This is a genomic window from Hymenobacter nivis (genome assembly GCF_006439025.1).
In the GTDB taxonomy this organism is placed as follows: Bacteria; Bacteroidota; Bacteroidia; order Cytophagales; family Hymenobacteraceae; genus Hymenobacter; species Hymenobacter nivis_A.
Map to the genome: position 1 here is coordinate 22,391 of NZ_RCYZ01000010.1, position 12,419 is coordinate 34,809.

Below are 12,419 nucleotides of genomic sequence, written 5' to 3' on the forward strand. Positions count from 1 at the left end.
GCCCGGGTTTTAAGCCCCGCAAAAAAGGCCCGGTCTGCCGAAGCAGCCGGGCCTTTTTTGCGGGGCCATGCACAGAATGCGACGGGACTGGCGGGGGCCCTAGCTGCGCCTGGGGGCGGCGGCCAGAGCGGCCGGCTTGGCTGGCTGCGGGCGGGTGGCTACCCGCGCCGGGGCAGCCTCAGCGGGCTTAAGGAATAGCTCCCGCGCCAGGGTTTTGTCGTGGCCGTAGATATCGTCGCGGAAGTGGGCGTGGCCTTCGGCATCGGCCCAGGCCGTGAGGTAGACCAGGTACACGGGTAGCTTTTTGGTGAGCGTGATGTACTTCTCGCGATGGGCAGCCACGGTGTCGAGAATGGTTTGCTCGTCCCACTCGGGCTTGTCGCGCAGCAGGTACGCGGCCAGCTTCATGGGCTCCTCCACCCGCACGCAGCCGTGGCTGAAGTTGCGGCTGACCTGCGAAAACAGCTCGCCGTGGGGCGTGTCGTGCAGGTACACATCGTTCGAATTGGGAAAGATAAACTTGGCGTTGCCCAGGTCGTTTTTGGGCCCCGGGCGGCGGCGCACCGTGTACTTGAAATTGGCCTGCGTCACGTTGGCCCAGTCGATGGTGGTGGGGTCGATGACGACGGCCTTGCGGCCGTAGCCTTTCACCACTTCCATGTCGAGGCGGTCGAGGTACTGGGGGTTGGCGGCCAGCTTATTCTTTAGCTCCTTGTCGATGATGCTAAAGGGCACGTTCCAGTAAGGGGCCAGTACCACGTACTCCATCTTGTCGCTAAAAATGGGAGTGGCCGTAAGCACCTTGCCCACGATGACGCGCATGGTCATGGCCTCCTGGCCGTCTTCCACTACGTGCAGCCGATACTCCGGAATATTGACCAATAAATAATCGGGCTCAAACTTTTTGGGGAGCCAGCGCCAGCGTTCCATGTTCAGCAAAACCTGGTCGATGCGCTGGCCGATGGGCACGTTCAACGCGCGCAGCGTGGCGCCGCTCACCACGCCATCGGGCCGCAGGCCGGCGTCGTTCTGGAAGGATTTCACGGCGTTCACCAGGGCCTTGTCGTACGTCATCGCAGCGCGGGCGGCCGTGTCGGCCGGGGCCCCCAGCAGCCGCTGGCGCAGTGCTGGCACGGCCGGCGAGGCTTGCCCCGGGCGCAGGGCCAGGCCCGCGGGCAGCACCGGCCAGCCCCCCGCCGCCTCGCGAACGCGGTAAGCGGCTAGGGCCTTTTTCAGGTTATTGTATTCGGGGTGCAGGGGCGCAAACTCGTAGTAGCCGTACTTGCTTTTGCGGTCGCCGAGGTAGGTGAGCAGGGCCTTGTGAAGCTTGATTTTGTTAGGCTTCACCTGCCAGGCGGTATTCTTGGCGTCGTGCGGATTGGCCACACCGCGGTAGAAATCGGACGCCCACACGAAGTAGGTACCCGATAAAGCCGCGTCAATCTCTTTTTCCAGCGCGTCGCGGTGTTCCGCATCAGGCGCTATCTTCAATTGGCTGAATAACTTAGCCAAATCCTTCACTTGGTACTTGCGGGGGTCCAGGCCTTCGTCGCTGGCTTTGGCGATGGTTTGCAGCAGCTGCGTGGCTTGCGGCACCAACTGGTGGTCTTTGAACCAGCCCAGGCGGTACGCCCGCTCGTGGTAAAACTTGTAGGCCCACGGCAGCTGGCCCCGGAATTGGGGCATGCCCCCCAGGGCCCGCGCCACGTAGGCACTGTCGAGCAGCGGCTGCGGGCCGCTGGTGCCCGCACCTGGCGCGGTGGCCGTGGCGTCAGCGGTTTGCCCGGACTTGTCGGTGCCGCAACTGCTCAGCAGCGCTGCGCCCAGCCCGCTGCCAAGCAGCAGCAGCACGAGGAAATAAGTAAAAAAGGAACGACGAGCGAAAGGCATGAAGCGGAAAGACGGGCGCGGGGGCCCGCCGGGGAAAACGACAGATGGGCCGTTGTACTGGCCAGCACGCGGCGGGGTTGCGGGGCCCCCACTCCACCACGTGCCAGCGCAAGTTACGGTATGCCGGGCAGCCTTGCACGTTTGGGGCCAAAACGTGTTGGGCAGGCCGCGTACTTTTGCCCGGCCCGGCCGGGAAAGCCCGGGGCCCCGGGCGCCTCCCTTCCGCCGCCGCCATGCTCCCCGCTGCCCCGCCCCTGCTCCCCCCCGACCCCCACAGCTACGCCGGCACCGGCCCGGCCCGGGTGCGCCACCTAGCGCTGGACCTCACCGTTGACTTCGCCGCTTGCACCCTGGCCGGTACTGCCACCTGGCACCTGGCCACGCCCGCCGGCGCGGCCGACGCGCTGGTGCTCGACGCCCGCAGCCTGGCCATCGAGGCCGTGGCCGCGGGGCCCCACGCCGGGGGGCCTGCCCTGGCATTTGAACTAGGCCCCGACGACCCCGTGCTCGGCCAGGCCCTGCGCATTGCCCTGCCGCCGGGCACGGCGGCCGTCACCGTTGCCTACCGCACGGGGCCTGATGCCGCGGCTTTGCAATGGCTGGCTCCGGGGCAAACGGCGGGTACCGAGCCGTTCCTGTTTACACAGTCGCAAGCCATTCTGGCGCGCACCTGGTTGCCGTGCCAGGACTCGCCCGGCATCCGCTTCACCTACGAGGCCACCGTGCGCGTGCCGCCCCACCTGCTGGCCCTGATGAGCGCCGAGAATCCGCAGCGTCTTGAGGGGAGCGGTACCTACCACTTCCGCATGGCCCAGCCCATCCCGGCCTACTTGATGGCGCTGGCCGTGGGCGACCTCGCTTTCGCCCCGCTCAGCGGGCGCACCGGCGTGTACGCCGAGCCGGCCACGCTGGCGGTGGCCACCCACGAGTTTGCCGACCTTGAGCAGATGGTGGCCACGGCCGAGCAACTCTACGGGCCCTACCGCTGGGAGCGCTACGATTTGCTGGTGCTGCCGCCCAGCTTTCCGTTCGGGGGCATGGAAAACCCGCGGTTAACATTTGTAACACCAACCATTCTGGCCGGCGACCGCAGCCTGACCAGCCTGGTAGCACACGAACTGGCCCACTCGTGGAGCGGCAATCTGGTTACAAATGGAACCTGGGACGATTTCTGGCTCAACGAGGGCTTTACGGTGTATTTCGAGCGCCGAATCATGGAGCAGCTGTACGGCCGGCCCTACGCCGACATGCTCCAGGTGCTGGGCCGCGCCGCCCTCGCCCACACCATTGCCGAGCTGGGCCCCACCAGTCCCGACACCCACCTGCGCCTGCACCTGGCCGGCCGCGACCCCGACGACGGCCTCACCGAAATTGCCTACGAGAAAGGCTGCGCCCTGCTCTTGGCCCTGGAGGCCCGGGTGGGCCGCCCCCGCCTCGATGCCTTCATCAAGGAGTACTTCGCCCGCTTCAGCTTCCAGGCCATGAGCACAGACGCCTTTGTGGCGTACCTGCGCACCGCCCTGCTCGACGCCACGCCCGGCCTCGAAGCCGAAGTACAATTGGCCGCCTGGGTCGATGGCCCGGGCCTGCCCGCGGCGGCTGTGCCCGTGGCCGCCACCCGCTTCGCGGCCGTGGACGGGGCCCTGGCCGAGCTCGCCGCCGGGGCCGCGCCCGCCGCCCTGGCCCCCGCCGCTGCCGGGTGGAGCAGCCACGAGTGGGTGCACTTCCTCGGCGGCCTCCCGCCCACCCTGGCGGCGGCCGGCCTCGGGGCCCTCGACGCGGCGTTCCACTTCACGGCGTCGGGCAACGCCGAAATTTTGGCGGCCTGGTTTCCGCACACCGTGCGCGCCGGCTACGCCGCCGCCGACGCAGCCCTAGAAAATTTTCTACTCCGCGTGGGGCGACGCAAGTTCATCGTGCCCTTGTACCAGGCGCTGCTGACCACGGCCGGGGGCCCCGCCCGCGCCCGCCGGCTCTACGCCGCCGCCCGCCCCAACTACCACGCCGTGGCCACCGCCACCCTCGACGCGCTGCTAGCCGAAGGGCCAGCGGCGGGCGCGGCTACTCCTTATATATAGGGTGCATTCCCAAAGCCGGTGGCAGGCCCCTATTTCGGGGCCCCGGCACCGGGCCTAGCCGCCTGCAACTGGCCGCCCACCGGCGCGGCGCGGGCCACCGCCCGGAAGTTTGTGCACGGGTTTGCCCGCCGCTGGCCCGACCTTTGCCGCAGCCGGCCCAACTCCGGGGCCCGGCTCCGGTTACTACTTTTTCCAGCTGACATCCATTTCCGTTGAAAATCACTCATCCCCTGGGCAAGCTCATCGCCATCGGCGGCAACGAAGACAAGGGCACTTACCCCAACCCCCGCACCCGCCGCAAGTACTACCTGAATTTTTTTGAGCTGGGCATCCTCAAGCGCGTCGTGTCCGAATCGGGCAAGGCCGATCCGCGCATCGAAGTCGTCACCACCGCCTCCATGATTCCGCAGGAAGTGGGCCCCATCTACACGGCCTCCTTCGCTATGCTCAACTGCCACAACGTGGGCATCATGGACATTCGCACCCCGGCGGACGCCCGCCAGCCCGAGTACCTCGACCGCCTGCTGGCCGCCGACGTGGTGATGTTTTCGGGCGGCAACCAAGGCCGCCTGCGCGAGATGTTCGGCGAAACCGATTTCCTCGACGCCATGCTGCGCCGCTACTACGCCGAAACCCACTTCGTGATTGCCGGCACCAGCGCCGGGGCCATGGCCATGTCGCAGCACATGATCCGGGGCGGTTCCGTGCCCGACGCCCTGCTCAAGGGCGCCGTGAAGATGGGCCCCGGCCTGGGCCTGCTCCCCACCGCCATCGTCGACTCGCATTTTGTGAAGCGCGGCCGCTTCGGCCGCCTCATCGAGGCCGTGAGCCTCTACCCCAAGCTCATCGGCATCGGCCTAGGCGAAGACACCGGCGTGCTCATCACCGGCGGCAACGTGGTCGAAACCATTGGCTCCAACCTCGTCATCATCCTCGACGGCCACAACATCGTGCACAACAACGCCGCCGCCGCCAAGAAAGGCACCGCCCTCTCCATCGAAAACATCACCATGCACGTGCTGGCCAAGGGCAACGTGTACCACATGGAAGAGCGCAAATTCTACCCCAGCCAGGAAAGCTAGGCTCCTTATGCCGACCATATTTTTATTGGATGAGTTATAATTAAATATAACCTATACAATTTATTTTTCTCACTAATCCAGACACCCTTTGGTAGCCACAACATGGCTGCCGAAGGGTGTTTTTCTGTGTCGACCCAGCAGCAAAACCCACTTGCTTTTGCTATTCCTGGCAATGCGGATGCCCCCGCTTATGCGCGCCACTGCGCTACTACGAGCGCTAAATACGCCTTCAGCTTTCATGCAAGGCTTTGTTAGCATAAATTATCCACCTATTGCGCGCAATGCTTTACTTCGTTTTACTGCGAGAGTAAAGCTCGGCTGTATATGCCATCACCATTAGAAATTAAAACTAAAAAATACTACATTTACGCATTCCTTTAATTTATAGACTAGCTGATAATCCTAATTATAGTTCTATTTTTAGTAAGCATATTATTTTTTTCAGATATTCTATTTCTTTTTGATATTCCTATAGTACCCCCAGCCTATTTTATTTAAGATGGATGCTATTATCCTCGATGGCCCCGGGACGGGCGAGCCACTGCCGCCCCCGCGGCGGGTACACCACCTGTTTGAGCAGACCGCGGCGGCCTACGCCGGCCGCGTAGCCGTCGTTTTTGGGGCCGATTCCCTCACCTACCAGCAGCTGAACGACCGGGCCGACCGCCTCTGCCAAGCCGTGCTGCACCACGCGCCCGCCGCCGAATTTGTGGGCGTGAGCGCCGCCCGCAGCCTGGAAATGGTGGTGGGCATGCTGGCCATTTTGAAGGCCGGCAAGGCCTACCTGCCCCTCGACCCCACGTACCCCGAGGAGCGGCTCCGCCAAATTGTGGCCGGCTCGGGCCTGGGGGCCTGCGTGGTGCCCGCCGCGGGCGCGGCCCTGCTGGCGGGGCTGGGGCTGCACATCATCGCCGCCGATGCCGACGCCCCTGCGGTACCGGCCGGGCGCCCCACGGCCGACAACCCCACGGCGTGCGTGCTCTACACCTCGGGCTCGACGGGCCAGCCGAAGGGCGTGTGCATGCCCCACGAGGGGCTGTTGCAGCTTATGGACTGGCAAATGGCGCACAACCAGGCCCAGCCGGGGCTGAACACGCTGCAATTTTGCCACCTCACCTTCGATGTGTCGTTTTTGGAGGTACTGCTGCCGCTGGCCAGCGGCGGCACGGTGCACCTGATCGATAACACTTACCGGCTCGATGCGGGCCAGCTGCTGGCCTACCTGCGCCGCCACCGCATTCACCGCGCCTACCTGCCCTACGTGGCCCTGCAATACCTGGCCGAGGCGGCCACGGCCGAGCAGCTGTTTCCCGACGACCTGCGCGAGGTCATCATCGGCGGCGAGCAGCTCAAGATCACGCCGCAGATCCGGGGGCTGTTTGGGGCCCTGCCGGGCTGCACGCTCATGCACGTGTACGGCCCGGCCGAGGGCAGCATTTGGGTAACGGAAAACAAGCTCCCCGCCGACCCGGCCACCTGGCCCGACATCCCGCACATGGGCTGGCCCATCGTGGACGCCGAGCTACTGATTTTGGACGAGGACCTGCAGCTGCAACCCGCCGGGGCCGGGGGCGAGGTGTGCATTGCCGGCCGGGCGCTGGCGGCGGGCTACCTCCGCCAGCCCGAATTGACGGCCGAACGCTTCATCACCTGGGCCCACCCGCAGCGGGGGCCCCTCCGCATTTACCGCACCGGCGACATGGCCCGCTACCGGCCCGACGGGGCCCTGGAGTTTTTGGGCCGGCGCGACGACCAGGTGAAAATCCGGGGCAACCGCGTGGAGCTGGGCGAGATTGAGGTGGCCCTGAACCGCCTCGCCGCCCTGCGCGAATCGGTGGTGGTGATGCGCCCGGGGCCCGGCGGCCAGAAGCAGGTGGTGGCCTACCTGGTGGCCACCGATGCGCCCGACGACGCGGCCATCCGGCAGGCCCTGGCCCGCACCCTGCCCGACTACATGCAGCCCGGGGCCCTTGTCTGGCTCGATGCCCTGCCGCGCACCATCAGCGACAAGGTGGACAAAAAGCTACTGCCCACCCCCACCCAGCAGCGGACCGCCACGGCGGGGCCCTACCGCGCCCCCCGCACGCCCCTCGAAACCCTCGTGGTGGAGGCGTGGGCGGGCTTTTTGCAGCTTGACCGGGTGGGCGTGGACGACAACTTTTTTGAGCTGGGCGGCAACTCGCTGCTGGCGCAAAAAACGGTGGCTGCCCTCAAGCAGCAGCAGCACGTGCTGCCCATCACCAAGCTCTACCAGTACCCCACCGCCGCCGGCCTGGCCCGCTACCTGGGGGCCCCGGCCGCGGCCCCGACGGCTGTGCTGGCGGAGGCGACGGCGCTCCGCCCCGCTGATGGGGGCCCTACCGAAGTGGCCGTGGTGGGCATGGCCGGGCGGTTTCCGGGGGCCCCCAGCGTGGCGGCGCTGTGGGAAGTGCTGCGCGAAGGCCGCGAAACGACCCGCTTTTTCAGCCCCGACGAGCTGGACGCCAGCATCCCGGCGGCCGTCAAAAACGACCCGCTCTACGTGCCAGCCCGCGGCGTCCTTGCGAACGTTGACCAGTTCGACGCCGGCTTCTTTGGCCTCCCGCCCAAGCTGGCCGAGGCCATGGACCCGCAGCAGCGCATCTTCTTGGAAATTGCCTGGGAGGCCCTGGAGCAAACCGGCCACCTGCCCGCGCAATACGCCGGCCGCGTGGGCGTATTTGCCGGCGTCGGCCACAACACGTATTTTTTGAACAATGTGTGGGGCAACCCGGCGGCCGGCTCCGTGGGCAGCTTCCAGGCGATGCTGGCCAATGAGAAGGACTACGTGGCTACCCGCACCGCCTACCAGCTCGACCTGAAAGGGCCGGCGGTGAGCGTGCACGCGGCCTGCTCTACCTCGCTGCTGGCCATTGCCCAGGCCGTGCAGAGCATCCGCAGCGGGCAGTGCGAGGTGGCGCTGGCGGGCGGGGCCAGCGTCACGGCCCCCGTGCGCAGCGGCCATTTGTACCAGGAAGGCTCGATGCTGAGCGCCGACGGCCACTGCCGCCCGTTCAGCGCCGACGCCCGGGGCACGGTGTTCAGCGACGGGGCCGGGGTGGTGGTGCTGAAGGACGCCGCCGCCGCCCGCCGCGACGGCGACACGGTGTACGCCCTCATCAAGGGCATCGGGGTGAATAACGACGGCGGCGGCAAGGGCAGCTTCACGGCCCCCAACGCCGACGGGCAGGCCGGCGCCATCCGCATGGCCCTGGCCGACGCGGGCGTGGCCCCGGCCACCCTCACCTACGTGGAGGCCCACGGCACGGCCACCCCCGTGGGCGACCCCATCGAAATGGAAGGCTTAACTAGCGCGTTTGGCCAGCAGGCCGAGCGGCAGTTTTGCGCCCTGGGCTCCATTAAGAGCAACCTGGGCCACCTCACGGCCGCGGCCGGCGTGGCGGGCTTCATCAAAACCGCCCTGGCCCTGCACCACCGCCAAATTCCGGCCTCGCTGGGCTACGCCGCCCCCAACCCACTCATCGACTTCGCCAGCAGCCCGTTTTTCGTGAACACGGCGCTGGCCGACTGGCCCGCGGGCGCGGGGCCCCGGCGGGCGGGCGTCAGCTCGTTTGGCGTGGGCGGCACCAACGTGCACGTAATAGTAGAAGAAGCAGGGCCCCCGGCCGCCGCCCCCGGGGCCGCCGCCCCGGCCCGCCCGGCCGAGCTGGTGGTGTGGTCGGCCAAATCGGCCGCCAGCCGCGAGGCCTACGCCCAGCACCTGGCTGAGACACTGGCCGCACCCGACGCACCGGCCCTGGCCGACGTGGCCTTTACGCTGCCCACCACCCGGGCCCCGTTTGCGCACCGCCGGTTTGCGGTGGCCGCCGACGGGCCCGCGCTGCGGGCGCAGCTACACGCGCCGGCCGCCGCCGGCACCGCCGCCGCGCTAGCGGGGGCCCCGGGCGACTTGTTTTTTCTGTTTCCGGGCCAGGGCGCGCAATATGTGGGCATGGGCCGCGAGCTGTACGACCACGAGCCCACCTACCGGGCGGCGGTGGACGAGTGCGCCGCCCTGCTGGGGCCCCACCTGCCCGCCGACTTGCGCACGGTGCTGTTTGCCGAATCCGGCGACGCGGATGCGGAGGCCCGCCTGCGCGACACCCGCTATGCCCAGCCGGCGCTGTTTGTGACCGAGTACGCCCTGGCGCGGCTGTGGGCCAGCTGGGGCGTGGTGCCCACCGGCTACTGCGGCCACAGCGTGGGCGAGTTTGTGGCCGCCCACCTGGCCGGCGTGTTCTCGCTGGCCGATGCGCTGGCGCTGGTGGCCGCCCGGGGCCGGTTGGTGGGCGCGCTACCCGGCGGCGGCATGCTGTCGGTGCGGCTGGCGGCGGGCCCGCTCGCCGCCATGCTGCCCGCGGGCTTGTCGGTGGCCGCCGTCAACGGCCCGGCCGCGGCGGCGGTGGCGGGGCCCAGCGAGGCGGTGGCAGCCTTCGCCCAAATGCTTGATGCGCAGGATGTTCCGAACCGGGCACTGGCCACCAGCCACGCCTTCCACTCGGCCATGATGGACCCCGCGGTGGAGGCCTTCCGGCACGCCGTGGCCGCTGTGCCGCTGCACCGCCCCCAAAAGCCGGTGGCCTCCACCGTGAGCGGCACCTGGCTGACCGACGCCCAGGCCACCGACCCCGATTACTGGGCCGGCCACCTGCGGCACACCGTGCAGTTCGCCCCCGCGCTCGATACTCTGCTTGCAGAGCAGCAGCCCATTTTATTGGAAGTGGGCCCCGGCCACGTGCTGGCCGCCCTGGCCCAGCAGCAGCTGGGCGGCCGGCCGGCCACCGTGCTCGCCAGCCTGAAAAGAGGCCCGGGACTCCACCCCGAGTACCGCGCGCTCTTGGGGGCCCTGGGCCAGCTCTGGCTCCGCGGCGTGGCCCCCGACTGGACCGCCGTGCACGCCGGGCGGCACCCGCGCCGCGTGCCGCTACCCCCTTACGCCTTCGACCGCAAGCCCTGCTGGCTGGCACCCGTGGCGGCACCCGTGGCGGCACCCGTGGCGGCACCCGTGGCGGCACCCGTGGCGGCACCCGTGGCGGCACCCGTGGCGGCACCCGTGGCGGCACCCGCTACCTTATCCCCTCCCCCTGCGCCGCCCGTGGTTTTGGCGGCTGGGGGCCCTATTTCTTCTACCCCGTTGGCTATTCCTATGCGCAAATCTATACTACTCACCACGCTCAGCGAAGTGCTGGAAGACACCTCGGGCATCGAAATGGCCGGCGTTTCGCCCGACCTCTCGTTCCTGGAAATTGGCTTCGACTCGCTGCTGATTACCCAGCTGGCCATCACCCTCAAAAAGCAGTTTGGCCTGCCCATCACCTTCCGGCAGCTCAACGAAAGCTACGCCACCCCCAACCAGCTGGCCGACTACCTCGACCAGGCCCTGCCCCCCGCCGCGTACCAGCCCGCGGCGGCTCCGCCCCCCGTGGCCACTACCCCAGCACCCGTAGCCACCGCGCCGGCACCCGTGGCGGCAGGGCCCCCGGCGCCGCAGTTTGCGGCCCCCGCTCCGGTGGCCTTCGCCCCGCTGGCCGGGGCGGGCCCCGACTCGGCCCTGGGCCTAATGGCCCAGCAGCTGCAGATTTTGGCCAAGCAGATGGCTTTGCTGCAAGGCGCTGCCCCGGTGGCCCCGGCCCCTTTGCCCGCACCCGTCCCGGTGGCAGCAGCCCCGGCCATTGTGCCGGCCCTGGGGGCCCCGGGGGCCGCGCCGCAAATCACGGCCGAAGAAGCGGTGGAAATCAAGAAGCCTTTCGGGGCTTCGCCGCGCATTGAGAAGCAGGCCAGCCAGCTCACCGGGCAGCAGCAGGCTTTTCTGCGCGACCTCACCGCCCGCTACACCCAGAAAACCAAGGCCAGCAAGGCCTACACGCAGCAACACCGCTCGCGCATGGCCGACCCGCGCGTGGTGTCGGGCTTCCGCCCCCTCACCAAGGAGCTGGTGTACCCGCTGGTGGTTGACCGCTCAAAGGGCAGCAAGCTCTGGGACCTCGACGGCAACGAGTACCTCGACGTACTGAACGGGTTCGGCTCGTGCATGTTCGGCCACCAGCCGGCCTTCATTGCCGAGGCGCTGCACGCGCAAATTGAGCGCGGCTACGAGGTGGGGCCCCAGCACGCGCTGGCGGGCGAAGTGAGCGACTTGCTCTGCGAGTTCACCGGGGCCGACCGCGTGGCCCTGTGCAGCACCGGCTCGGAGGCCGTGCTCGGGGCCATGCGCATTGCCCGCACCGTCACGGGCCGCTCGCTGGTGGTGGCCTTTACGGGCTCCTACCACGGCATCGTCGACGAGGTGCTGGTGCGCGGCACCAAGGCCCTGAAGTCGTTTCCGGCCGCGGCGGGCATCATGCCCGAGTCGGTGCAAAACATGCTCATCCTCGACTACGGCACCGACGAGAGCATGCGCATCATCGCAGATCGGGCCGATGAGCTGGCCGCCGTGCTGGTGGAGCCCGTGCAGAGCCGCCGGCCCGAGTTCCAGCCCGTGGAGTACCTACGGCAGCTGCGCACCGTGACGGCGGCGGCGGGCACGGTGCTCATTTTCGACGAAATCATCACCGGCTTCCGCCTGCACCCCGGCGGCGCCCAGGCCCTGTTCGGCATCCGGGCCGACCTGGCCACCTACGGCAAGGTGGTGGGCGGCGGGCTGCCCATCGGCATCATCGCCGGCAAGCGCGAGCTGATGGACGCCCTCGATGGTGGGGCCTGGCAGTACGGCGACGCCTCGGTGCCCGAAGTGGGGGTGACGTACTTCGCCGGCACCTTCGTGCGCCACCCGCTGGCCCTGGCCGCGGCCCGGGCCTCGCTGCTGCACCTCAAGGCCCAGGGCCCCGCCTTCCAGGAGGCCCTTACGGCCAAAGCCGCCCGTTTGGCCGGCCTGCTCAACCCGGTTTTTGCCCAGCAGCAGCTGCCCTTCTTCGTAGCCCAGTTCGGCTCGTTCTGGAAAATCAAGTTTCGCGAAGAAATTCCTTACAGCGAACTCATGTTCACGCTGTTGCGCGAAAAAGGCCTGCACATCTGGGACGGCTTCCCGTGCTTCATGACCGAGGCCCACACCGACGCCGACGTGGCCTTGGTTGCCGAGCTGCTACTGGACGCCGTGCGCGCCATGCAGGACGCCGGGTTCTTCCCGGCCGCTCCGGCGGCGGCCCCGGTGCTGGCTGCGCACAGCCCCGCCCTGGCCCTCAACCAGCCCCCGGTGCCGGGGGCCCGCCTCGGCCGCGACCGCAACGGCAACCCCGCGTGGTTCCTGGCCGACGGCCGAGCCGGGGAGTACACTCAGATTGACGTGAGCCAATAAGCAGGCCACGCCTGGGGTCCCAGTGCCGTGCACGGCTTGGCGCGGCTAGGGGCACCA

General features: G+C 68.1%; 4 protein-coding genes. 3 read left to right on the top strand and 1 reads right to left on the bottom strand.

Features of this window, described 5'->3' with window-relative positions:
- Window positions 1-99: 99 nt before the first annotated feature.
- Complete coding sequence (locus tag EAH73_RS19960) at window positions 100-1,890, bottom strand: murein L,D-transpeptidase (protein ID WP_140469204.1); 1,791 nt, start codon at window positions 1,888-1,890, stop codon at window positions 100-102.
- A gap of 233 nt (window positions 1,891-2,123) precedes the next feature.
- On the opposite strand from EAH73_RS19960, the gene EAH73_RS19965 reads away from it, so the two are divergent.
- The 3 genes from EAH73_RS19965 to EAH73_RS19975 all read left to right on the top strand — a co-directional run bounded on the left by EAH73_RS19965 (window position 2,124) and on the right by EAH73_RS19975 (window position 12,362).
- Entirely contained in the window at window positions 2,124-3,968 is a 1,845-nt protein-coding gene (locus EAH73_RS19965; RefSeq protein ID WP_140469205.1) for a hydrolase/aminopeptidase, read from the top strand.
- A 212-nt stretch (window positions 3,969-4,180) separates the two neighbouring features.
- Entirely contained in the window at window positions 4,181-5,050 is an 870-nt protein-coding gene (locus EAH73_RS19970; protein ID WP_140469206.1) for a cyanophycinase, read from the top strand.
- 499 nt (window positions 5,051-5,549) lie between these two features.
- Entirely contained in the window at window positions 5,550-12,362 is a 6,813-nt protein-coding gene (locus tag EAH73_RS19975; RefSeq protein ID WP_140469207.1) for a polyketide synthase, read from the top strand.
- Window positions 12,363-12,419 lie beyond the last annotated feature (57 nt).

Bases quoted from the DNA above. Each gene is read 5' to 3' on its own strand.
- EAH73_RS19975 (WP_140469207.1), top strand. From the start codon at position 5,550: ATGGATGCTATTATCCTCGATGGCCCCGGGACGGGCGAGCCACTGCCG.
- EAH73_RS19960 (WP_140469204.1), bottom strand. From the start codon at position 1,890: ATGCCTTTCGCTCGTCGTTCCTTTTTTACTTATTTCCTCGTGCTGCTG.
- EAH73_RS19965 (WP_140469205.1), top strand. From the start codon at position 2,124: ATGCTCCCCGCTGCCCCGCCCCTGCTCCCCCCCGACCCCCACAGCTAC.